18 protein-coding genes are annotated in these 23573 nt (G+C 33.1%); 8 read left to right on the top strand and 10 right to left on the bottom strand.

Annotated elements, in window-relative coordinates; translation table 11 throughout:
- Nucleotides 1-186 precede the first annotated feature (186 nt).
- The 3 genes from ccoN to C3729_RS03220 all read right to left on the bottom strand — a co-directional run bounded on the left by ccoN (nt 187) and on the right by C3729_RS03220 (nt 5155).
- Entirely contained in the window at nt 187-2460 is a 2274-nt protein-coding gene (ccoN, locus tag C3729_RS03230) for a cytochrome-c oxidase, cbb3-type subunit I (protein WP_104792846.1), read from the bottom strand.
- Nucleotides 2461-2474: 14 nt separating this feature from the next.
- Entirely contained in the window at nt 2475-2654 is a 180-nt protein-coding gene (gene ccoS, locus C3729_RS03225) for a cbb3-type cytochrome oxidase assembly protein CcoS (RefSeq protein ID WP_069800303.1), read from the bottom strand.
- Nucleotides 2655-2776: 122 nt separating this feature from the next.
- Nucleotides 2777-5155, bottom strand: a complete 2379-nt coding sequence (locus C3729_RS03220; RefSeq protein ID WP_104792845.1) for a heavy metal translocating P-type ATPase — start codon at nt 5153-5155, stop codon at nt 2777-2779.
- A 97-nt stretch (nt 5156-5252) separates the two neighbouring features.
- On the opposite strand from C3729_RS03220, the gene C3729_RS03215 reads away from it, so the two are divergent.
- The 3 genes from C3729_RS03215 to C3729_RS03205 all read left to right on the top strand — a co-directional run bounded on the left by C3729_RS03215 (nt 5253) and on the right by C3729_RS03205 (nt 7612).
- Complete coding sequence (locus C3729_RS03215; protein ID WP_074650861.1) at nt 5253-5966, top strand: Crp/Fnr family transcriptional regulator; 714 nt, start codon at nt 5253-5255, stop codon at nt 5964-5966.
- Between the two features lie 64 nt (nt 5967-6030).
- The gene (gene panB / locus C3729_RS03210) at nt 6031-6846 is read left to right on the top strand and encodes a 3-methyl-2-oxobutanoate hydroxymethyltransferase (protein ID WP_104792844.1); all 816 of its coding nucleotides are present in this window, start codon (nt 6031-6033) and stop codon (nt 6844-6846) included.
- A gap of 67 nt (nt 6847-6913) precedes the next feature.
- Nucleotides 6914-7612 carry an RluA family pseudouridine synthase gene (locus C3729_RS03205; RefSeq protein WP_069800295.1) on the top strand — a complete coding sequence of 233 codons (699 nt, stop codon included), beginning with the start codon at nt 6914-6916 and terminating at the stop codon, nt 7610-7612.
- Here the strand turns inward: C3729_RS03205 and C3729_RS03200 are convergent.
- The 7 genes from C3729_RS03200 to C3729_RS03170 form a co-directional block, all read right to left on the bottom strand.
- On the bottom strand, nt 7576-8007 hold the full coding sequence (locus tag C3729_RS03200; RefSeq protein WP_104792843.1) for a hypothetical protein: 432 nt from the start codon (nt 8005-8007) through the stop codon (nt 7576-7578). The two genes, C3729_RS03205 and C3729_RS03200, sit on opposite strands and share 37 nt — an antisense overlap.
- Before the next feature lie 11 nt (nt 8008-8018).
- Nucleotides 8019-9473, bottom strand: a complete 1455-nt coding sequence (locus C3729_RS03195) for a hypothetical protein (RefSeq protein ID WP_104792842.1) — start codon at nt 9471-9473, stop codon at nt 8019-8021.
- Nucleotides 9463-10008, bottom strand: a complete 546-nt coding sequence (locus C3729_RS03190) for an RNA polymerase sigma factor (protein WP_104792841.1) — start codon at nt 10006-10008, stop codon at nt 9463-9465. Before C3729_RS03190 ends, C3729_RS03195 begins: the two co-directional genes overlap by 11 nt.
- A gap of 33 nt (nt 10009-10041) precedes the next feature.
- Entirely contained in the window at nt 10042-10452 is a 411-nt protein-coding gene (locus tag C3729_RS03185; protein ID WP_104792840.1) for a hypothetical protein, read from the bottom strand.
- Nucleotides 10453-10547: 95 nt separating this feature from the next.
- Nucleotides 10548-12764 carry a TonB-dependent receptor domain-containing protein gene (locus C3729_RS03180; protein WP_104793202.1) on the bottom strand — a complete coding sequence of 739 codons (2217 nt, stop codon included), beginning with the start codon at nt 12762-12764 and terminating at the stop codon, nt 10548-10550.
- Between the two features lie 188 nt (nt 12765-12952).
- Nucleotides 12953-15226: an aconitate hydratase gene (locus C3729_RS03175; RefSeq protein ID WP_104792839.1), complete on the bottom strand. Its 2274-nt coding sequence runs from the start codon at nt 15224-15226 to the stop codon at nt 12953-12955.
- A 289-nt stretch (nt 15227-15515) separates the two neighbouring features.
- A complete protein-coding gene (locus tag C3729_RS03170; protein ID WP_104792838.1) occupies nt 15516-18299 on the bottom strand; it encodes a bifunctional aconitate hydratase 2/2-methylisocitrate dehydratase in 2784 nt (927 codons plus the stop codon).
- A gap of 259 nt (nt 18300-18558) precedes the next feature.
- Here C3729_RS03170 and C3729_RS03165 point away from each other — a divergent pair, with 259 nt between their 5' ends.
- From C3729_RS03165 to C3729_RS03145, 5 genes are all read left to right on the top strand, one after another.
- The gene (locus tag C3729_RS03165; RefSeq protein WP_165785704.1) at nt 18559-18876 is read left to right on the top strand and encodes a DUF2752 domain-containing protein; all 318 of its coding nucleotides are present in this window, start codon (nt 18559-18561) and stop codon (nt 18874-18876) included.
- A gap of 162 nt (nt 18877-19038) precedes the next feature.
- The gene (locus C3729_RS03160) at nt 19039-21144 is read left to right on the top strand and encodes a TonB-dependent receptor (RefSeq protein WP_104792836.1); all 2106 of its coding nucleotides are present in this window, start codon (nt 19039-19041) and stop codon (nt 21142-21144) included.
- Nucleotides 21145-21272: 128 nt separating this feature from the next.
- Nucleotides 21273-21959: a hypothetical protein gene (locus C3729_RS03155; RefSeq protein ID WP_104792835.1), complete on the top strand. Its 687-nt coding sequence runs from the start codon at nt 21273-21275 to the stop codon at nt 21957-21959.
- A gap of 5 nt (nt 21960-21964) precedes the next feature.
- Nucleotides 21965-22480: an acyl-CoA thioesterase gene (locus C3729_RS03150; protein WP_104792834.1), complete on the top strand. Its 516-nt coding sequence runs from the start codon at nt 21965-21967 to the stop codon at nt 22478-22480.
- Nucleotides 22481-22596: 116 nt separating this feature from the next.
- Nucleotides 22597-23547, top strand: coding sequence for a 2-hydroxyacid dehydrogenase (locus C3729_RS03145; RefSeq protein WP_104792833.1), 951 nt, complete (start codon nt 22597-22599; stop codon nt 23545-23547).
- The last annotated feature ends 26 nt before the right edge of the window (nt 23548-23573 follow it).

The following is a 23573-nucleotide window of genomic DNA, read 5'->3' as shown; positions in this document are numbered from 1 at the left end:
AAGGAGCTCTTTCAACTTCGCTGTAGTGTTTTTTCGGTCTAGAAAGAACGTATAACACAGTGCTGATGAAAAATATGATAAAGATAATCATAGACAATGTTTGGTAGATTCCTGCATTATCTATATTTGCTAAGATATCTTTTATATTACTTGGTATCATATTGAAAAAACTCCTTTATTAGATTATTAATTATTGCTTGCTGTCTTTACTTCGGTAGTTTTAATATCTGTACCTAATCTTTGTAAATAAGCAATTAAAGCAACGATTTCTCTCTTTTCTACAGGAACAAATGCTGCACCTTGCTGAGCTTTTTGAGCATCAAATGCTTTTTTGATTTCAGCATCACCAGAATAGATTCCTTCTACAATTTTAGCAGCTTGTTCGTCTACTAATTTGTCTACATTATTGATTTCTTCATCTGTATAAGGGTGACCAAATACATTTTTCAATAATACTAATTTATCCTTAGTTTTAGTTCTGTCTAGTTCGTTATAGATTAACCATGGATATCTTGGCATGATAGAACCTGGAGAAGTTACTCTTGGGTTTAACATGTGTTTGAAATGCCAAGTATCTGGGTTTTTACCACCTTCTCTGTGTAAGTCTGGTCCAGTTCTTTTAGAACCCCATAAGAATGGTCTGTCATAAATAAATTCACCAGCCTTAGAGTATTGTCCGTTTTTACCATTGTAACGTACAACTTCATCTCTAAAAGGTCTAATCATTTGTGAGTGACAAGCATTACATCCTTCTCTGATATATAAATCTCTACCTTCTAATTCTAGCGGAGTATAAGGTTTCACAGACGCGATTGTAGGAACATTATCTTTTACAGTTAATGTAGGGATAATTTCTACCATACCACCAATTGCTAATGCTACGAAAGATAATAGAGTTAAATATAATGGCATTCTTTCTAACCAAAGGTGTTTTCCTTCCCCTTCTTTTCTAGCATCAGAAATTTTTGCTAATGCAGGAGCTTCTACTGGAACATCTTTTTCGAATGAACCTTGTCTTACTGTTGCAATAAGGTTAACGACCATTAAAATAGAACCAGAAATGTACAATAATCCACCTACAAATCTCATTTGATAGTAAGGAATAACCGCAGTAACTGTATCTAGGAAGTTTTTGTAAACTAAAGTTCCGTCTGGGTTAAATTGTTTCCACATTAAACCTTGTGTAAATCCAGAAACGTATAATGGAATTGCATAGAAAATAATACCTAATGTACCTAACCAGAAATGCCAGTTAGCCAATTTTACCGACCAAAGTTTTGTTCTCCAAAGGATTGGTAGTAAGTAATAAAGCATACCAAATGCAATGAAACCATTCCATCCTAATGCACCTACGTGAACGTGACCAATTACCCAGTCTGTATAGTGACCGATTTTATTTAAAGTTTTTGTTGCTAAAAGTGGTCCTTCGAAAGTTGCCATACCATAACAAGTAACTGCTACTACGAAGAATTTAAGAACCGGATTTTCTCTTACTTTATCCCAAGCTCCTCTTAAAGTTAATAAACCATTAAGCATACCTCCCCAAGATGGTGCGATAAGAGCAATAGAGAATGTAGTACCTAAAGCTTGAGCCCAACCTGGTAATGCAGTATAAAGCAAGTGGTGAGGACCAGCCCAGATGTAAATGAAAATTAATGACCAGAAGTGGATGATAGATAATTTGTATGAAAATACAGGTCTATCAGCAGCTTTTGGCATGAAATAATACATTAAACCAAGTACTGGAGTTGTAAGGAAGAATGCTACCGCATTGTGACCATACCACCATTGTACCAAAGCATCTTTTACACCAGCATAAGCTGAATAAGATTTCCATCCTGCAAATGATAATGGAACCTCTAAGTTGTTGAAAATGTGTAACATTGTGATTCCGATCCATCCTGCGATGTAGAACCAAATCGCTACGTAAAGGTGTCTTACTCTTCTCTTGGCAATAGTACCAAACATATTGATACCGAATACTACCCATACTAGAGCAATCATAATATCGATTGGCCATTCGTGTTCTGCGTACTCTTTAGAAGTGTTAATTCCCATAAGGAAAGTAACTACTACAGTAACGATAATTAATTGCCAACCCCAGAAATTAATCCAAGAAAGAACATCACTGAACATTCTTGCCTTTAATAATCTCTGAATAGAATAATAAACTCCTGCGAAAATACAGTTTCCTACGAATGCGAAAATTACTGCACTGGTGTGAAGCATTCTCAATCTACCGAAACCAAATGCGCCTTGAGTTTTTACTAATCCCATAATATTACTATTTGCACTAATAGTAACATCATCTGTACCGAAAATATATTCCGGAAGTGAAGGGAAGAAGAGCAATGTTGCAACGATTAACCCTACCAAGAAGCCTACTACACCGAAGACTACCATTGCGTAAAGAAATGCGCGCACAATGCTGTTGTCATAACTAAACTTTTGTGTTTCCATATTAACTAATCACTTTAATTTTTTTCTGTTTCTTCTTTGTTTTCTGTTTCTTGCTTCTTGTCTTCAAGAAGTATTCTTACAGCGGGAGATTCGTCATCGTCAAACTGACCATTCTTGGCACTAATAATAAAAACTATTAGAAAAATTACAGCAATAGAGACGCTGCAGATGATCATTAAATAGAGAATTTCCACGATTTTACAAATATAAAATGAATTTGCGCTTCAAAATTAATGTTTTTTAATGACTTTCATCATGGTCTGTTAAAAAAACGTTAATTTAAAAATATTCTAAATAAGATTTTTTTATCTTATTATTAAAATTTGAAGTATTTTCTTGACCTTAACCATGTTGATAATGAGGTAAATGCGACTACACTTATCGAGCTTAAAGGCATCAAGATTGCAGCAAACAAAGGAGACATCTCACCCAGAACTGCTGCAGTTAAACCTACCACATTATATAGAAAACTAATCCCAAATGTTAATTTTACAATGATCATAGCATCTTTTGTGAGTGCAAAATAGTCATGCAACTTTGTCAAAACACCTCCATTCATGATGACATCTGAACTAGGCGTGAAAGAATTGGTGTCATCTGCAATCGCAATTCCTATGTTACTTTGTTTCAGAGCACCTGCGTCATTTAATCCATCTCCAAGCATAGTTACTTTTTTACCTTGATCTTGTAAAGACTTGATATACTCTAACTTATCTTCCGGAGATTGACTAAATCTCATCTCAGTGATATTTGGAATAAGATTTTTAAGTGTTTGTTCTTCCGAAGAATTGTCTCCACTTAGTACATGGATTTTATAATCTTTCAGTTCTTTTGCCATTTCGGCTAAACCATCTCTGTATTCATTCTTGAAGATAAATTTTCCTAAAAACTCACCATCTCTTTCTATGTAAACGGCAGTTTCTAGTGATTTAGCTTCTTGATGAGTGAATTTTGCAGAACCAATTTTGTAAACTTTTCCTCTTACTGTGGCTTCGTAACCTTTTCCGGCAGTTTCTTTGAAGTTTTCAATTGGTAAATATTCATCTTGTACTTCTAAAAATTCGTAAAGCGATTTAGAAAGCGGATGATTAGAATTTTTGAGTAAAGATTTTATGTTTTTTAAATCAAATTCAGCGATCTCTTTACCTTCAAAACTGATGTTGGCTTTTTTGTTATAAGTAATTGTTCCCGTTTTGTCAAAAACCAAAGTGTCAATTTTTGCCATTTTTTCAATGGTGTGAGCATCTTTCACATACATTTTATTTCTGCCCAAAATTCTCATGATATGTCCCATCGTAAATGGAGTAGAAAGCGCCAATGCACATGGACAGGCAACAATCAAAATCGCAGAAACCACTTGGAACATTTTTTCAAAATCTATTTGATACCAATAAATTCCAGCGAGAAGCGTAATTCCTAAAATGATAAAGGTGAAATATTTAGAAATTTGATTCACTAACGTATCGAGTCCTAATTCTTCTTTTCTGAAGGCTTCTTTATTCCAAAGTTGAGTTAAATAACTTTGGTTCACAGTTTTGATGACTTCCAGTTCTAGGATAGAACCAATTTGTTTACCTCCTGCAAAAATTTTATCCCCAGGATTTTTGGTAATCGTAGCACTTTCACCAGTGATGAAACTATTGTCTATGTTTCCTTCTCCATTAATTAAAACCGCATCTACAGGAATAATTTCTTGGTTTCTTACTAAAATTCTGTCGCCAACTTTAATGTCAGAAAGTAAAATGTTTTGTTGTTGTCCTCCGAAATCTACTTTGGTTACCGCAATTGGATAAAAAGATTTGTAATCTCTATCATAGGAAAGTGCAGAATAAGTTCTCTTTTGAAAAATTTTACCCAATAACATGAAGAATAACAATCCACAAAGCGTATCAAAATATCCAGGACCGTAATTGGTTGCGATTTCGTAGACACTTCTAAAGAATAAAACGAGAATTCCTAAGACAATCGGGACGTCTATGTTTACAATTTTATTTTTCAAACCAAACCAAGCAGATTTGTAATAATCTGATGCAGAATACACAACCACTGGAATGGAAAGTAAGAAGGTTAAAAATCTGAAAAACGGTGCGAACTCTTCTAACCAGAAATCTACGGAAGAACCCGTGTTTAAATATTCTGGGAACGCAAACATCATCGCATTTCCGAAGGCAAATCCTGCAACTGCCACTTTTATCGTGAGACTTCTGTCTACTGCGGCTTCTTTTTTGTCTGCCGTTTCTAATGAAATCACAGGTTTATAACCAAGATTCGTAAGGAATTTTGCCAGTTCACTCAGAGGTAATTCATTTTGGTTAAAAGAAACTTGTAGTGTTTTCTTGGTGAAATTTACCTGAGAATATCTAATATTCATATTTAAGTCCTGTAAACTCTCTAATAACCAAATACAAGAGCTACAGTGAATCACTGGGATTTTAAAAGTGACTACACTTGTATTCCCTTCAGAAAAATCTACTACTTTTTCGAAAATTTCTGGAGTATCTAAATAATCAAATTGAGAGAGATTTTCGTCTGGTCTAATTCCAGAATTTTTATTTAATTCATAAAAATTTCCGAGATTATTTGCATTAAGAATTTCATAAACAGATTTGCATCCGTTACAACAAAATGCCTTCTCATCGAAGAAAATTCTATCTTTATCTATTTCTTGTCCACAATGGAAACAATTTTCTGCCATCTGTTTTTATTAAATGTGCAAAAATAATACAAAAATTCTTTATGATTAATAAGAAAAAAATGATAATTTTGCTGACGAAAATCATAAAAATTCATCTATGTCTTTAGAAAAACAAATTTTTATTGAAAACAAGTTTCTAAGTGTTTTTAATGACAAGGCTTTTAAGGAAATTCTATCTAAAGAAGATTACACTAAATATATCAATGCTAAGCAAACTCTTTTCTTTAACAAAGGAGAATCTCTTTTCGAGGAAGGAAGAAATGTAGAAGGTGTTTTTTTTATAGAAAGTGGTACAGCAAAACTTTATAAACTAGGTTTTAATAGAAAAGAACAAATCTTAAGATTCATCAAAGAAGGTGATATTATTGGTTATAGAGCATTGTTAATTGGTGAAGCTTATCAAGCAACTGCTGAAGCGATGAGCGATTTACAAGCTACTTATATTCCTGCAGATGTATTTCTTCATTTGCTAGAAGTAGACCCTCAATTGTCTTTTGCAATGCTTCAGAAAATCTCTTTCGAATTGGGCGAAAGTTCTAATACGGTAACTTTCTTGGCTCAAAAAACAGTAAGAGAAAGATTAGCAGAAGTACTTCTTCTTCTAGAGCAGAAATTAGGAACAGACCCAGAAGGTTTTATCAAAATTTCTTTAACAAGAGAAGAAATAGCTAACTTAATCGGAACTGCTACAGAAAGTGCCATCAGATTAATTTCAGAATTTAAACAAGATAACTACATAGAAGTGGAAGGAAGAAACTTAAAAATCTTAAACCACGAAAAACTAAGAAAATTAGGACACGTAGTTTTATAAAAATCAAAAATGTCGACCGCGAGTCGGCATTTTTTTATACATTTACTCTTTAAAATTTATTCCCATGTCAGTACATTCCGAAATTAAAAAAGTAACGACCGAAACCTTACGAAAAATGAAATTCGATAAGGAAAAAATCACAATGCTTACTGCGTATGATTATACCACTGCCAAAATGGTAGATGCAGGTGGAGTAGATGCTATTTTAATAGGAGATTCGGCGGCGAATGTAATGGCAGGTCACGAAACTACTTTGCCTATTACTTTAGATCAAATGATTTATCACGCTCAGTGTGTAGTAAGAGGAGTAGATAGAGCATTAGTAGTTGCAGATTTACCATTCGGAACGTATCAGTCAGACCCGCAAAAAGCTTTGGAATCTGGCGTAAGAATGATGAAAGAATCTGGAGCTCATGCTGTGAAAATAGAAGGCGGCGAAGAAATCGCAGATTCTGTTTCTAGATTAATTAATGCAGGAATTCCAGTAATGGGACATTTAGGTTTAACACCACAATCTATTTATCAATTTGGAACTTATAAAGTTCGTGCTAAAGAAGATTCAGAAGCCGAAAAACTAATAAAAGACGCTAAAATTTTAGAAGAACTGGGTTGTTTTGCTTTAGTTTTAGAAAAAATTCCTGCTGACTTAGCGAAGAAAGTTTCAGAAAGTATTTCTATCCCAACGATAGGAATTGGAGCTGGACCAGATTGTGATGGTCAAGTTCTGGTTTATCATGATATGGTGGGAATGAATAAAGGGTTTTCGCCGAAATTTTTAAGAAGATATTTAGACCTTTATACAGAAATTACAGGCGCCGTTTCGCAATATGTAAAAGATGTAAAAAACGTTTCCTTCCCGAATAAGAACGAAAGCTACTAGATAAATAAAAAGTTGAGTTTTTTGCTCAACTTTTTTTATTTTCTAACTTTGCAACTTTCAACTGAAAATGCAAAATATAAACTCAAATATTGCTTCTCAAATCATCTATGAAGATAATCACCTTCTGGTTATCAATAAAAAAGTGGGGCAATTGGTTCAAGGTGATAAAACTGGCGACGAATCTCTACTAGATTCTATTAAAAATTTTATCAAAATAAGAGATAATAAACCTGGAAATGTTTTCCTAGGATTAGTTCATAGAATTGATAGACCAACTTCTGGTTTAGTAATCTATGCCAAAACTTCTAAAGCGCTTTCTCGTCTCACACAAATGGTGAAAAATCGTGAGATTAAGAAAACATATTGGGCAGTTGTAGCCAAGGAAATGATTCCGCCTTCTCAAAGATTGGTTCATTATCTCAAAAAAAATGAGAAAAATAACAAAGCAATTGTTTTCCCGAAACCTACTGAAGGTGCAAAAGAAGCGATTCTTACTTATAATATTGTTAAATCTTTAGACAATTATCTTCTTTTAGAAATCGATTTGGAAACGGGAAGACATCACCAAATCAGAGCACAATTGTCTAAAAACGGAACGCCCATAAAAGGCGATTTAAAATACGGATCACCACGCTCAAATCCTGATGGTGGCATTCATTTACACGCCAGAAAATTAGAATTTATACATCCTGTTACGAAAGAAAATATAGAAATTACAGCGCCAGTTCCTCAGAATGATGCAATTTGGCGTGCTTGCGAAGGTTGATTTTCTGCTTTTTTATAAAGACTTGCAAAACAATCAAAACAATCACCAATTAGATGCAGTTGGTTTTGTGAATCTACCATAAAACTGTCTCTAAAACCACTATTGTAAATAATCATGTCTTTAACTTTATTGTCGAGAACAGATTTTTCTCGTGAAATTTTATAACTGTTTTTTTGTTTTAAAACGCTATTCTCATAAACTTTTACAGAATCTTTTGTAATAACAATTTTCACTTGTTTTTCTATAGAAACGGGCGTTTCTGTTCTGCCATCAATTCCACCTGTAGAAGAAATCCATTCCCAGTTTCCTATTAATGATTCTTTAGCAGAATTTTCATCTTGTCTTTCGCATGATATTGCCCAAACAAGAACTAGAAGTAAAAATAATTTTTTCATGGTGATTTAATTTAAAATTTATAAACAAAACCAGTATAAACGCCAATGAAATAAGGCGAAAACGAGTTTTGTTTGTCTTTGAATGTATTAAAATGATATTTAAAAGTAGGTTCTAATTTCAAGTCTAAATTTTTAGAAAAAGGATAAGAAAAACCGAGTCCTAAATTCCCTGTAAAATGTACATCGTTGATATTGTTAGACTTACCTATTTCTGTTTTCGTATTATTAGATGAAACGGAAACTGCATTTTTATTTAAAATGACAGAACTGAAACCCGTTATAGTATTGATTTTCAATTTTTTATTGAGTAAATTGTAAGAAAATTCAATAGGAATTTCTATAAAACTCATCTCTTGGTTCAGTGTCCCTGAATTTACAGAACCTACTACATCTGCATTGTAAAAAGAGGCATTATTATTAAGGATAACCATATTCTGTCCGTTTTCATTTAAAGACAATGTTTTGTAGCTATTGTTGTAACTAATAGAAGCCGTACTGTTGGCTTTAAAGAAAATTATATTTTCGGTTTTATGATTAAGGCTATAATTATTAACGCCCGTTCTTACAGAAATTTTATCATTAATAGCATACTGAATCCCAACTCCAAAACTGTTATTATCATCAAAAGTTTTAGTATTGTTATCAAAGGAATTACTTATCGCAGAACCTTTAGTAGAAGAAGCAAAAAGTGGAGTATAATTAGCAAAAACGGATAATTTTTTAGATTTTTTTTGCGTTACTTTTTGCGTTTCTTTTTCTAGTTTTGTTTTAAAAATATCTTCTTCTGAATTATTTTGAGCTAAAATATTTTCTTCTTTTTTCAAAACTTCTTGTTCTTTTTTAGCCGAATTTTCGAGATTGTTTTCAGCTAAAACAATTGGCGATTTTTCTTCTTTATTTTGTTGATTTGGTGTAATTTCTGGTTGAAGATTTTTCGCCAATTTTTTTTCCTCTGAAGATGGATTTTCAAGATTTGTCTTATTTTTTTCTACAGAATTTAGGGTATTGTTTGTTAATTTTATATTTTTTGAAGTATTGCTTTTAGTCAAAGAACTTTCTGCAGTAATTGTATTAACGGAAAAATTTGTGTTTTTAGAATCGGTAATGTTGTTTTGATGGTTAATGATTTCAGCAGTCTTTGCATCTATTTTTGAATGATTATGTAAGTTGTTTTCTGTAATTTTTTGATTCTGAATTTCAGTATTTTGATGAGCGATTTCAGTGTTGTTTTTTGGTAAATTGCTGTCAATGTTATCATTAAATAAGAAATAACTTATCAATAAAACCGCGGCTACGCTAGTAGAAACAATTGCAGATTTCAACCAAAACAGAGGGATAATCCTTCTTTTCTCTTCTTTTTCATTTATTTTTTCGGAAATAAAATCCCAAGATTCTTGTGGCGGATTGGCTTCAAAATCTCCGAGTTTTTCCTGAAAAATTTGCTCTATATCTTTTTTATTTTTCATGGTAATAAAGCGTATTTTTCTGTTGTGATGTAATTTTTTGTTTCAAAATCATTTTGGCTCTGCTCAAATTAGATTTGCTGGTTCCTTCTGAAATATTAAGCATTTCTGCGATTTCACGATGGCTATAATGGTCTAAAACATAGAGATTAAAAACCATTTTGTATTGAGGAGGTAGTTCTTGTACCAATTTTAGAAGTTGGTCTATAGAGAATTCCTCTTCTTCATTTATTTCTTCATGGGTTTCTATAGTTTCTAAGTCTGTAAAAGCTAAATTCTTGTTTTTTTTGAGTTGAGAAATACAATGATGAATAGTGATTTTTTTTGCCCAAAAAAACAAATCGCTTTTAAAGTTAAATTGATGTAAATTTTTGAAAATTAAAATAAAACTTTCCTGAAAATAATCTTTGGCATCATCTTGATTTTGAGCGTATTTTAAACAAGCACCAAAAAGTTTTGGTGCGAGATAATCATACAATTCACGTTGTGATTGTGCGTTTTTTTGTAAACAAGAAGAGATTAGTTCTTTAAAATTCATGTAATACAAATTACAATACCGAAAATAGTGATTTTATTCTACAACTATGGTTTTAGTAATCCATAAATCATTTCCAGCATTGTCTTTTCCGTTCCAAAACTTAAAAGTGTAGGTTCCTTTATCTACAGGTTTAAAGTTAAATTGATTAGCGCCTACATAAGCAACTTGTGTACAAACATTATTTTCTTTGTAGGTGTAAGAAGTTACAAATCTATTCAGATTATCAATTCTATAATCATAATCATAAAATCTATCACAACCAGAAGTATAAGTAGAGTAAGTTTTAATGGTTTGAGTAGTAAATAAATCCATTTTCTCTTGAGGGATTTTCACACTATCTATTTTAATTATAGAAATACTAATGTTGTTTTCTTCTCTAGTATCACAAGAAAATAGAAATCCAAGAGTGCATAAAGCCATTGTAGTAAAAAATAATTTTTTCATAATCTTAATCTTTTCTTATATAGAGATGAAATCAATGCAAAGGTTGCGTCTTAAAACAAAAAAAGATTTCTAAAATTTAGAAATCTTTTTGATATTTACTGATTGGGTAATCCAGAATCTTCTTTCTTGTCTTGTTTTAACAAGTTCGGATCTTCTTTTACCAATTTATTCTTAGTAGGAAGTTTATAATTGATAGAAATTCCAAAATTTTGAGAATCAAAATTATTTCCTAAATAAAGATTAGAATTGTTATAAAGCGAGGTTACCGCATTTACGTTGCTTCTAAACAAGTCATTTGCAAAAACAGATACGGTAAGTCTATCATTCAAGAATTTTTTAGTAGCAGTAAGGTCGAAGCTATTCATCCACGGTTTTTCCATTCTGTAGTAGTACCAGTTTCCTTTGGTCATGGTTCCGTAATTAGCAACTAGTTTAATGTCTTTTGGCAAAATAAATTGAGCCATGATGTTAAAAATCCAGAATCCTTTATTGTCATTATCTGGCAACTGATGAAGTTGATAACCTGTGTAAACGTATAAGAAGTTCATTTTATCTGGATTGATATTAAATTTCATTGTTTCCTTTAATCCTTTAGTAAAAAGCATAAAAGGAATAGGTAAACCGAAATTAAAATTATGAACTTTCATAGAAGAAACGTTTATAAAACCATTACTTACACCATAAGCTTCTCTATTTTCTATGATGGGTTTCTCTGCAAAGAAATATTTCTTTTCTGCAAATTGTATAGATTGATTTTCGGCGATACTTAGATTATAGCCAATAAAAGCATAATCAAAGACTGAAAATTTTGCTTCGAAATTATTAAAAATAGTAGGTTGTAGATTAGGATTTCCTCCGAAACTGATGTTTCCGTTTTGGTAATTGGTGTTATTTGGGTTAAGCCAAGAAATATTAGGCAGTTGAATTTTTCTGTTGTAATTCAGTGCAAAATAGACTTGTTTCCCAAAGTTATATTGAATGCTTGCATTCGGGAAAAAGCTGAATTTTTTAAAAGGAATTAGATCTTTAGTAAGTTTTCCGGTGGTTAAATCTATGGTTTTTCCAGAAATATCATACGCTTCTGCTCTGGTTCCTAAAATAAAATCAAAATTCTTTTTCTTTGCTTGAAGTTCTGCATACGAAGAAGTAGTTTGTCTTTGGTATTCTAAATTGGTAATGCCGAAAAAATCTGTGTCGTAGTTTAATTTTTCAAACAAACCACCGAAAGAAATTTTCCCTTCGTCTAAAATTTTAATAGGTTGTGAATAATCAATTCTAAGTGTAGCTACGTTTTGGGTAGAACTTGTTTCTAAATTGTTATTTTGAGTAGTAGAGTTGATAAATTTTTTGCCATCAAGATTATAGTCTGAGTCAAAAGTGTTATAACTGGCGTTCAAATCTAATTTTTTATTTTTATCGTCAAATTTTATTTGATACGTTGCGCTTAAATCTTTTCTCCAGTTTTCGGTTTCTCCGAAATCTTTGGTCGTATAATCGTCTATACTGTAAATGTAATTAGGAGCAGTTCCTGTTCTATTGGCTATAAAACCAGAACTGCTATTTTCGGTGTCATTATTATTATGGTTGATGTCATAATTTACCAATAATCTATCTTTTCCAATGTTAAAAGTAAGTGCAGATTTCACAAAATAACCTCTATTCACTTGCTCCGAAAATACGTTAGAAACCTTGTCTATGATAGATTCTCTGTAAGCTTCTCTATAATTTTGCCCAAAATTTAACTGCCACCCGAAATATTTATTTTTGGCATTTAACAAAATAGAATTATTGGTTCTGTTTCTGTATTTTTCGTAATTGGTGAAAGCGTATCTCCCGGTGTAAGTTGCAGAAAGATATTTTTGTGCGTTTTTATTGGTAATAATGTTAATGATTGCACCACCAGAAGTTGCAGGGAATTCTGAGCCAGGTTGGGTTACAATTTCTACACGCTCTACAGAGTTGGCAGGCATTCCTTCTAGAAAAGCTTGCAGCTGATTACCGCCAATATTTAGCGGTCTTCCGTCCATGTAAACATCTAATTGCTTCCCTTGATACATCATTCCAGCAACATCAGAGACGATAAGTCCTGGCAATTTTTTAAGACCTTCACTTACATTTCCAGTGTTGAGATGAGCTTGTTCTGAAAAATCAAAAATAGTTCTGTCTGCTTTTTGTTCTACTGCTTTTTTGGCTTTGGTAAGGGTTACACCGTCTATTTGTTTCTCTTTTAGTGTTTCATTTTTAGTGTTTTGAGAAAAAAACAAAGTTGAGGTGAAAAGAAATCCAACAGCGATGATATAATTTTTTTTCATATTCATTTTTAAATTCTTCTATAAGACTGCCTAAACTTTATTTTGTTACAAAAGTTGTTATAAATAAAGAAAATGAACTTTAATTAAATTTGCGATAAGTAAGTTTTTTAAACATTTTTTAAATTTTAACCAAATAAGAAAACCACCCGAATTTTCGAGTGGTTTTTTAGTATTTATGAAAAAAAAACTTATGCTTTTTTAGCTTCTTCAGCGATTAGATTAAGCGCAGAACCGGCTCTAAACCAACCAATTTGCTGTTCATTATACGTGTGATTAGCAAGAATAGTATCCGTAGTTCCGTCTGAGTGTGTAATCTGAATTTGAAGTGGCGTATTGGGTGCGAAACCTTCTAGATTTAAGAAATCAAAAGTATCATCTTCTTGGATTTTATCATAATCCTCAGGATTTACGAAAGTTAATGCAAGCATACCTTGTTTCTTAAGGTTCGTTTCGTGAATTCTCGCGAAAGATTTTACTAAAACTGCTTTTACACCAAGATGTCTTGGTTCCATTGCAGCGTGTTCTCTAGAAGAACCTTCTCCGTAGTTTTGGTCTCCTACTACAATTGAAGGAACGCCTGCTGCTTTGTAAGCTCTTTGTACTGCAGGAACTTCACCATATTCTCCAGTTAATTGGTTTTTAACTCTGTTGGTTTCTTTGTTAAAGAAGTTTACAGCACCAATCAACATGTTGTTAGAAATATTATCTAAGTGACCTCTGTATTTTAACCAAGGACCAGCCATAGAAATGTGGTCAGTAGTACATTTTCCTTCAGCTTTAATGAGAAGTTTAGCTCCTGTAATATTTTGACCATCCCAAGGAGAGAAAGGCTCTAATAATTGCAATCTGTCTGAAGTAGGAGAAACAATTACTTGAACAGCAGAACCGTCTTCCGCAGGAGCTTGGTAGCCGTTATCTTCTACGTCAAATCCTTTTGCTGGAAGTTCAGAACCTTTAGGTTCATCTAGTTTTACTTGTTCACCATTTTGGTTGGTCAAAGTATCAGTAATCGGGTTGAAATCTAATCTGCCAGAAATTGCTACAGCAGCTACCATCTCAGGAGAAGCTACGAAAGCGTGAGTATTTGGATTTCCATCAGCTCTTTTAGCAAAATTTCTGTTGAAAGAATGGATGATAGAGTTTTTCTCTTGTTTTTCAGCGCCTTCTCTGTCCCATTGTCCGATACAAGGACCGCAAGCATTGGTAAAGATTCTAGAATTTTCAAATTTTTTGAAAGTATCTATCAATCCGTCTCTTTCTGCTGTAAATCTTACTTGTTCAGAACCTGGGTTAATTCCTAAGATAGCTTTTGGTTTAACACCTTTTGCTACCGCATCTTCTACAATAGAAGCTGCTCTAGATAAATCTTCGTATGATGAGTTGGTACAAGAACCAATTAAAGCCCATTCTATATCTAGAGGCCAGTCATTTGCAATAGCTTTATCTCTCATTTCAGCAACTGGAGTTGCTAAGTCTGGAGTAAAAGGACCATTAAGATGAGGTGTTAATTCAGAAAGGTTAATTTCAATTACTTGGTCGAAATATTTTTCTGGTTCTGAGTACACTTCAGCATCACCAGTTAAGTGTTCAGCAATTTTATCAGCAGCATCTACTACTTCTTGTCTTCCTGTTGCAGCAAGATATCTTCTCATAGAATCATCATAACCGAAAGTAGACGTAGTAGCTCCAATTTCTGCACCCATGTTACAGATAGTACCTTTTCCTGTTGCAGAAAGAGATACCGCTCCTTCTCCGAAATATTCTACAATAGCACCAGTTCCACCTTTTACAGTAAGAATTCCTGCTACTTTTAGGATTACGTCTTTAGCTGAAGTCCAACCGTTTAGTTTACCAGTAAGTTTTACACCAATTAGTTTTGGCATTTTAAGTTCCCAAGCCATTCCTGCCATTACGTCTACTGCATCAGCTCCTCCAACTCCAACTGCCACCATTCCTAATCCACCTGCATTTACAGTGTGAGAATCGGTGCCAATCATCATTCCACCAGGGAAAGCATAATTTTCTAAAACTACTTGGTGAATAATACCTGCTCCTGGTTTCCAGAAACCAATTCCGTATTTATCACAAACTGAACTTAGGAAGTTGAAAACTTCGTTATTTTTATTCAGTGCTTCTTGTAAATCTTTATCAGCTCCAATTTTTGCTTGAATTAAATGGTCTGCGTGAACTGTAGAAGGAACGGCAACTTTAGTTTTTCCTGCTTGCATAAACTGTAAAAGCGCCATTTGCGCAGTTGCATCTTGCATTGCAACTCTATCCGGAGCGAAATCTACATAAGAATTTCCTCTTTCGTAAGCTTCTATTGCGTTACCTTGCCAAAGGTGAGTGTAAAGAATTTTTTCAGCGAGTGTAAGAGGTTTTTGTACTACTTGTCTTGCCGCAGCAATTCTTTCAGGGTAGCGCTCGTACACTTTTTTGATCATGTTGATGTCGAATGTCATATCTATTTATTTTTTGTTTAAAGTTTGCATTTGAGAATCAAATGAAAGGATAATGATGTTATTATTCTCCATCAAATTCTATTCCTACAGGATTGATAAAATATTAAAATAGTCTATGGTTTGAATTTTTAATACCAATTAATTCACTTTTGAAATTGAATTTTATTTAAAGCTAAAATTAATATTATTTTGTGAAATGTAATATTTTATGATAAAAAAAATTGGAAGACTTCTCAAGAAATCTTCCAATTTATATTTAAAAAGTCTTTCGACTTTAGTTTACAATGTATTAAAAATGACCAACAGTTACCAGTTCTTTAATAGATGGAACGAAAGTAGTTAAGTTGATTCCTTCAACAGCTGTTTTGTACTCGTCAATACTTGGAATACGACCTAAGATTGCAGACAATACTACAACTGGAGTAGAAGCCAATAGAGATTCTCCTTTTTTACGGTCAGAATCTTCAACTACTCTTCCTTGGAAAAGACGGGTGGAAGTTGCCAAAACAGTGTCTCCTTTTTCCGCTTTTTCTTGGTTACCCATACAAAGATTACAACCTGGACGCTCAAGATACATCATATTTTCATATTGAGTACGAGCTTCGCCTTTTGGAGCTGCATCGTTAAATTCAAAACCTGAATATTTTTCAAGTAATTCCCAGTCACCTTCAGCTTTTAATTCATCAATGATGTTATAAGTAGGAGCGGCTACAACCAATGGCGCTTGGAATTCTACTTTACCATTTTGTTTTTCAAGATTTCTCAACATTTGAGAAACGATTTTAAGGTCACCTTTGTGAACCATACAAGAACCTACGAAACCAAGGTCAACTTTTTTCTCACCTCCATAATAAGTAAGGTCTCTAATGGTATCGTGTGTATATCTTTTAGAAACGTCTTCGTTGTTTACATCTGGGTCTGCAATCATTGGTTCAACGATTTGATCTAAATCTACCACAACTTCAGCGTAATATTTAGCATTAGCATCTGGAGTTAAAGCAGGTTTGTCACCAGTTCTGATTTCCTCAATTCTCTTATTTGCTTTATTGATTAAACCTTGTAGAACGTGATTTTTATTGTCCATTCCTTTATCGATCATAATCTGGATTCTGCTTTTTGCAATTTCCAATGATTCGATCAAAGTATCGTCTTCTGAGATACAAATTGAAGCTTTCGCTTTCATTTCTGCAGTCCAGTCTGTGAAGGTAAATGCTTGGTCGGCAGGAAGCGTTCCGATATGAACCTCAATAATTCTACCTTGGAAAACGTTTTCTCCGTCAAATTGCTTCAACATCTGAGCCTGAGTTGCATGAACTACATCACGGAAATCCATATGCTTTTTCATTTCGCCTTTGAAAGTCACTTTTACAGATTCAGGAATTGGCATTGAAGCCTCACCTGTTGCCAAAGCAAGCGCTACAGTTCCAGAGTCAGCGCCGAAAGCCACACCTTTAGACATTCTTGTGTGAGAATCTCCTCCGATGATGATTGCCCATTCGTCTACCGTAATATCATTAAGAACTTTATGAATAACGTCTGTCATTGCGTGATATTCACCTTTCGGGTCACGAGCTGTGATAACCCCGAAATCGTTCATGAATTTCATTAATTTAGGAATGTTAGCCTGCGATTTTTTATCCCAAACTGAAGCGGTGTGACAGCCTGACTGATACGCTCCATCTACAATTGGAGAAATCACCGTTGCAGCCATAGATTCTAGTTCTTGAGCGGTCATTAAACCTGTAGTATCTTGAGAACCAACGATGTTTACTTCAACTCTCACATCAGAACCAGCGTGTAAAACTTTACCTTCTGGAACACCTACTGCATTTCTGTTGAAGATTTTTTCAACAGCGGTAAGTCCTTGTCCTTCGATAGAAATTTCTTTAGAAGGTGCAAAAACCGTTGGTGCAGTAATTCCTAAAGTTTTTGCAGCAAATGTTTGGATTTTTTTACCAAAAACGATGGCGTAAGAACCACCAGCTCTTATAAATTCTAATTTTTGAGGAGTAAATGATTTTGAAATATCTTTCAATTCAGTTTCTCCGTTATATAATTTCTTTTCTTTGGTATTGATGGTCAAAACAGTTCCTGTAGCGACTGAATATTTTTCTTCTAAAATGATATCACCGTTTTCATTTCTAACAGGGTTTCCGTTTTCGTCCACTTTTTTCACCCAGTTTTGAAGGTCGATTCCGATACCTCCAGTTACATCAACTGTAGTTAAGAAAATTGGAGAAATTCCATTAGTTCCAGCTACAATTGGAGCGATGTTTACGAAAGGTACGTAAGGACTTGCTTGTTTCCCAGTCCAAAGTGCAACGTTGTTCACACCAGACATACGAGAAGAACCAACTCCCATTGTTCCTTTTTCTGCAATAAGCATTACACTTGCATCAGGATGTTGAGCTTGTAAAGCTTTTATTTCTTCCTGTTGAGCAGGAGACATCATACATTTTCCGTGTAATTCACGGTCAGAACGTGAGTGAGCTTGATTCCCTGGAGATAATAAATCAGTTGAAATATCACCTTCTGCAGCGATATAAGTCACAACTTTAATTTCTTCTGGAACTTCTGGAAGTTTTGTGAAAAACTCTGCTTTTGCATAGCTTTCCAAAATATCCTTAGCGATTACATTTCCTGTTTCATAAGCTTCTTTTAAACGCGCTGTATCAGCATCATACAAGAAAACTTGAGTTTTAAGAACTTCAGCGGCTTGTTTTGCAGTGGCTTCATCATTTCCTAAAGCTAAATCAAGAAGAACTTCGATAGAAGGTCCACCTTTCATGTGAGACAAAAGTTCAAATGCAAACGTAGGAGTGATTTCTTCAACTACAGATTCACCAAGGATGATTTCCTTTAAAAACTTAGCTTTTACACCAGCTGCACTAGTTGTGCCCGGTAAAGTGTTAAAGATGAAAAAGTTAAGAGAATCAGCTCTGTACTCATTTGCTGTATCTTTAATTTGCTCAATAATTTCGCTTAGTAATTCTGCACTGTCAATAGGTTTTGGGTGAAGACCCTGTGCTTTTCTTTCTTCGATTTCCTGGATGTAATCCTGATAAATATTCATAATTTTTGAAGTCTTTTTAAACTTAATAATTAGATGATTTACTGTTCTTTAGTAGTTAAAATTTTTATAATCATCAATCTTTTTATAATGATGCTCAAAAGTAAGAAAATTTAATTTGCAGAGGATATCTTTTTTTAAAATTTTATAGATGAAGCATATTATTTAAATCAATCTTGTAAAATTTAAAGTTTAGAATTACATTTGTTTTATGTACAAGGGTGAAAAAAAATGGATTTTTGTAGTTATAATACTAGTTATAATGGGTTATTATTTTTTTCTAAATCCTTATGAACAAGAGTATTTTTTTATTTCTTGTCCTTTTTATAAGATTACGGGTTACCAGTGTTCAGGTTGTGGTTCACAAAGAGCGTTTCACGAAATTTTACATTTGAATTTCAGAGAAGCATTTCACCAAAATGCACTTGTATTAATCGCAATTCCCTATTTTTCATTGATTTTCTTTACCAGTTTTTTTCAAGAAAAATTTGCTAAGTTGAGACAGTTGCTCATCGGCAAGAAAACAATACTAATTTTGTTCTTTATCGTAATTCTTTTCGGTATTTTTAGAAATTTATAAAAATTTTATACATTTGCACTCAAGAAAAAGGGGTGCTGTAAAAAGCTGAGATTATACCCAAAGAACATAGAACAGGTAATGCTGTTTATGGAAACGTCTTTGATGTATTTTTCACACGTGGCATCCTTTTATTCGATTTGTTTAATTTTTTGCAACATCAGAATGAAAGGATTTATTATTTTAGGGCTTGGAATGAGCTCTGTTCTTTCTGCGCAAATAGATACAGCGCAAGTAAAAGAAATTCAAGAAGTTAGCTTTACGAAAAGGCTGCCGGTTTCCAAAGAAATTATTAACGTACAAAAAGATTTAGGAGCCAAAAATCTAGGTCAGGATTTGCCTATTTTGCTCAAAAATCAAATGTCAGTAGTTGCAACTTCCGATGCTGGAAACGGAGTGGGTTACACTGGTTTCAGAATTAGAGGAAGCGCTGGAACAAGTATTAATGTAATGCTGAATGGTGTTCCGTACAATGATTCAGAAAGTCAAGGAACTTTTTTTGTGAATATTCCAGACATGGCAAGTTCTGCATCGCAGATTGTCATCCAAAGAGGAGTAGGAACTTCTAGCAATGGAACAGCAAGTTTCGGAGCAAGTGTGAATATTTTGACCAAAAATCCAGAGGAGAAACCTTATTTTTTGACCAATCAAAGCGCAGGAAGTTTTAATACCTTTAAACATTCCTTTGAAGCAGGAACAGGAAAGTTTTTGAACAATTTACTTTCGGTTTCGGCAAGATATTCTATCATTAATTCAGATGGTTACATTGATAGAGCTTTTTCAAAATTAAATTCTTACAATATCAATGCGCTCTTCGAAAAAGGCAATACGAAATTGAGATTTTTAACTTTCGGTGGAAAAGAAAAAACGTATCAAGCGTGGAATGGAATTGATAAAGCTACCTATGAATCTAACCCAAAATTCAATTATTCTGGAGCAATTTATGATGCTAATTGGGAAAATATTATTGGGTTTTATGATAATGAAACCGATAATTACAGACAAAACCATTATCATTTACTTTGGGAACAAAAATTCTCTGAAAAATGGAATCTGGAAACAACTTTTCACCTTACGCACGGAGAAGGTTATTACGAAAATTATAAGCAAGATGCTAAATTTTCTAAATATGATTTGCCCAATATCGTAGAAAACGGAAATACCATTACCAGAACAGATTTCATTAGAAAAAAATGGTTAGACAATGATTTTTATGGTGTGGTTTCTAATCTTTATGGGAATTTTGAAAATCTGAATTTGAATTTCGGAGTGGCTGCAAATCAATATTTTGGGAGGCATTTTGGTAATGTATCGGGAGTGAAGTATACTAATATTTTCGAGCACGAATATTACAGAAATAATGCTTTGAAAAATGAAGTTTCAGGTTTTGCGAAGGCCATTTACAAAATGGAAAAACTAGAGTTTTTTGGAGATTTACAACTTAGAAATATTGACTATAAAACATATATTTTAGATGAAAATGCAGAAGAAGGAGCAGATTTAAGTCAAAAATGGACGTTTTTTAATCCAAAATTCGGGGTGAATTATCAGATAGAAAATGGGAAATTATTTTTCTCTTATGCTCATGCTCACAGAGAACCTAACCGTGATGATTTATTTGCCAATCCTAATACGAAGCCAGAAAAATTGCATGATTTTGAGCTCGGTTTAGAAAAAACGTTTGGAAACGTTTCTTTTACAGCAAACGCTTATTACATGAACTATGTAAATCAATTGGTTTTAAGTGGACAAATAAACATGGTGGGAGAATTTATCAAAATGAATTCAGGCAAATCTTACAGATTAGGTTTAGAATTGGGAACTTTGGCTAAAGTTTCAGAAAAACTGAACCTATTAGGAAATATTACTTTGAGTCAGAATAAAAATGTAGATTTCAAAATTGAAGAAAATTCTACAGTAACCAATTTGGGCAATACTGACATTTCTTTCTCTCCTAATATTATTGCCAATGCTATAATTCAGTATAAGCCTATTAAAAATTTACAGTTAAATATTAATAATCAATATATTGGAAAGCAATATTTGGACAACACAGAAACCCAATCACTACAACTGAATGATTATTTCTTGACTGATTTTAATGCACAATATGAGTTTAAAATTGCAAAACAAGACGTGAGTTTACAATTTTTACTGAATAATATTTTTGACAAAAATTATGTAAATAACGGTTTTGTGTATGATGGACCTTACTATTATGCACAAGCTGGCAGAAATTTTACGTTAGGATTAATGTTCAAAGTTAAATAATTGAAATTTAAAAATCTAGTGATTTTTTATAGTTAGAATTTCCTTTAAATGGATAAAAATAAAAATGACTGTTTCTTTAAGCAGTCTTTTTTATTTCAACTCAACAAAAAATATTAAATTTGTGCCAAATGAATTTAGGATTACATCTATACAATTATTTGCAAGAAAAAGGAAGCGCAGAACTTCCTGGTTTTGGTGTTTTTACCCTCAAGAAAAAATCGGCTACTTTAGATGAGCAATCCTCTAAAATCTTGCCACCTACCTATGAAATTTCTTTCGTAGAAAATAAAAATGTTTTCAATGCAGATTTTGCTAAATATATTGTTGAGAAGACAGGCGAAAATTTATTTGTAGTACAGTCTCTAATCAAAGAAGAAGTAATTTCTTGGGTAGAAGCATTACAAGCCGAACAAAAAATTACAATAGACGAAATAGGTGAATTTTCACGAGAGGAAAATGTTATAAAACTTTTAGACCAAAAAAAATATACCAATACGCCTAAATTTTTTGGACTCGAAGAAATCAGTTTAGAGCAAATTCAAAACAGTGAAAACTCTGAAGACTTACCAGAATCAGATAATCAATACGTTTTTAATAACTCTATTCTTTGGATTTTCCTATTCATTTTACCAGTAGGAGCTATTATTTATTTGGCAATTAATTATCAGGACCAAATTTTTGGAAAAAAATCTTTTGATAAAGTTTCAGTGAAAACTTCTACCCACAGAATTCCCGAAAAGCCAAAGGTAAATCCTATTGTACCAAAAGATTCATTACAAACTTCAAAAACAGATTCATTAAGAATTTCTAAATAATTTCTATGGAAAAAAATGCGAAAACTCCTGCAGAAACCAGGACTATTATGACCAATATTGTGCTTCCCAATGAAACCAATGCATTAGGAAATATGTTTGGTGGTGAGCTTCTTTCTAGAATGGACAGAGCGGCTGCTATTGCAGCGCAAAGACATAGTGAATCTACCGTAGTTACCGCTTCTGTAAATCACGTTTCTTTTAAATATCCTATTCCAGAAGGTGGAGTGGTAGTGGTAGAAGCCAAAGTTTCTAGAGCGTTTTCTACGTCTATGGAAATTTATTGTGATGTGTGGTTAGATAATCCCATCACCAAAGAAAAAATTCATACCAACGAAGGAATTTATACTTTCGTAGCGGTAGATAAAAATAACCATCCAGTTGCTATTCCTGAGCTTATTCCGCAATCTGATGTTGAAAAAGCAAGATTTGATGCAGCGCTTCGTAGAAAAGAACTTTCTCTAATTCTTTCGGGAAAAATGAAAGCTCAAGATTCTATAGAACTTAAAAAGTTATTTGGTTAGACTATTTATTGTAAAGTCGCAGAGTCGTTAAGTTGTAAAACTGTGAAATTGCAGTTTTAAAATTTTCAATAAATGATTTTACGGTTTACAAATCAACAATTTTACCATTTCAAAAAATGAAAATTCTCCTTCTTGATAGCAATCATCCATTAATTACCGAGCAACTTCTAGCAAAAGGTTTTATTTTGGAAGAAGATTTTACTTCGTCTTATGATGAGGTTTTGCAGAAAATCAATCAATATGATGGAATTATCATCAGGAGCAGAATTCCTCTCGATAAAAATTTTCTAGAAAATGCCCCAAATCTCAAATTCATTGCTAGAGTAGGAGCAGGAATGGAGAATATAGACCTAGAAACCGCCAAAAATCTAGGAATTTCTTTGATTAATTCTCCAGAAGGTAATCGAGATGCAGTAGCAGAACATGTAGTGGCGATGCTGTTGATTCTCATGAATCGTCTGTTCATCGCTTCAGAAGAAGTGAAAAACGGAATCTGGAAACGTGAGGAAAACAGAGGTGATGAATTGTTAGGGAAAACCTTTGGAATTATTGGCTATGGAAACATGGGAAAAGCTACTGCAAAAAGACTATCTGGTTTTGGCGTGGAAGTTATTTTTTATGATATTTTGCCAAATTTAGAAGATGAATTTGCCAAACAAGTTTCCTTAGAAGAATTACAGGAACGCTCAGATATTCTTAGTTTGCATATTCCTTTAGATGCTTCAACGAAATATTTAGTTGATGGAAATTTCATCTCGAAAATGAAGAAAAATTTCTATTTGGTAAATACTGCAAGAGGTAAAAATGTGAAAACTTCTGCATTAGTAGATGCTCTAAAATCTGGCAAAATAAAAGCTGCAGCATTAGACGTTTTAGAATACGAAAAATCTTCTTTCGAAAACCTAGATACTTCGACTTCGCTCAGCACAAGAAACAAAGAAGATTTGCAATTTCTTTTGGATTCAGAGCAAGTCATTGTTACACCGCACATTGCAGGTTGGACGCATCAAAGCAAGGAAAAACTGGCGCAATTTATCGTAGATAAAATCGTACAGCAATTCTGTTAAAAAAATCTTAATATTACCGCAATCAT

Origin of the sequence: Cloacibacterium normanense (assembly GCF_002943105.1) — a bacterium.
In the GTDB taxonomy this organism is placed as follows: domain Bacteria; phylum Bacteroidota; class Bacteroidia; order Flavobacteriales; family Weeksellaceae; genus Cloacibacterium.
The sequence above is the reverse complement of the archived record's forward strand: the minus strand, read 5'-3'. Positions and strand labels throughout refer to the sequence as shown.

What these genes read in the sequence shown, in the direction of transcription:
- ccoN (WP_104792846.1), bottom strand. Translation starts at nt 2,460, where the DNA reads ATGGAAACACAAAAGTTTAGTTATGACAACAGCATTGTGCGCGCATTT.
- C3729_RS03220 (WP_104792845.1), bottom strand. Translation starts at nt 5,155, where the DNA reads ATGGCAGAAAATTGTTTCCATTGTGGACAAGAAATAGATAAAGATAGA.
- C3729_RS03215 (WP_074650861.1), top strand. Translation starts at nt 5,253, where the DNA reads ATGTCTTTAGAAAAACAAATTTTTATTGAAAACAAGTTTCTAAGTGTT.
- panB (WP_104792844.1), top strand. Translation starts at nt 6,031, where the DNA reads ATGTCAGTACATTCCGAAATTAAAAAAGTAACGACCGAAACCTTACGA.
- C3729_RS03205 (WP_069800295.1), top strand. Translation starts at nt 6,914, where the DNA reads ATGCAAAATATAAACTCAAATATTGCTTCTCAAATCATCTATGAAGAT.
- C3729_RS03200 (WP_104792843.1), bottom strand. Translation starts at nt 8,007, where the DNA reads ATGAAAAAATTATTTTTACTTCTAGTTCTTGTTTGGGCAATATCATGC.
- C3729_RS03195 (WP_104792842.1), bottom strand. Translation starts at nt 9,473, where the DNA reads ATGAAAAATAAAAAAGATATAGAGCAAATTTTTCAGGAAAAACTCGGA.
- C3729_RS03190 (WP_104792841.1), bottom strand. Translation starts at nt 10,008, where the DNA reads ATGAATTTTAAAGAACTAATCTCTTCTTGTTTACAAAAAAACGCACAA.
- C3729_RS03185 (WP_104792840.1), bottom strand. Translation starts at nt 10,452, where the DNA reads ATGAAAAAATTATTTTTTACTACAATGGCTTTATGCACTCTTGGATTT.
- C3729_RS03180 (WP_104793202.1), bottom strand. Translation starts at nt 12,764, where the DNA reads ATGAAAAAAAATTATATCATCGCTGTTGGATTTCTTTTCACCTCAACT.
- C3729_RS03175 (WP_104792839.1), bottom strand. Translation starts at nt 15,226, where the DNA reads ATGACATTCGACATCAACATGATCAAAAAAGTGTACGAGCGCTACCCT.
- C3729_RS03170 (WP_104792838.1), bottom strand. Translation starts at nt 18,299, where the DNA reads ATGAATATTTATCAGGATTACATCCAGGAAATCGAAGAAAGAAAAGCA.
- C3729_RS03165 (WP_165785704.1), top strand. Translation starts at nt 18,559, where the DNA reads ATGGGTTATTATTTTTTTCTAAATCCTTATGAACAAGAGTATTTTTTT.
- C3729_RS03160 (WP_104792836.1), top strand. Translation starts at nt 19,039, where the DNA reads ATGAAAGGATTTATTATTTTAGGGCTTGGAATGAGCTCTGTTCTTTCT.
- C3729_RS03155 (WP_104792835.1), top strand. Translation starts at nt 21,273, where the DNA reads ATGAATTTAGGATTACATCTATACAATTATTTGCAAGAAAAAGGAAGC.
- C3729_RS03150 (WP_104792834.1), top strand. Translation starts at nt 21,965, where the DNA reads ATGGAAAAAAATGCGAAAACTCCTGCAGAAACCAGGACTATTATGACC.
- C3729_RS03145 (WP_104792833.1), top strand. Translation starts at nt 22,597, where the DNA reads ATGAAAATTCTCCTTCTTGATAGCAATCATCCATTAATTACCGAGCAA.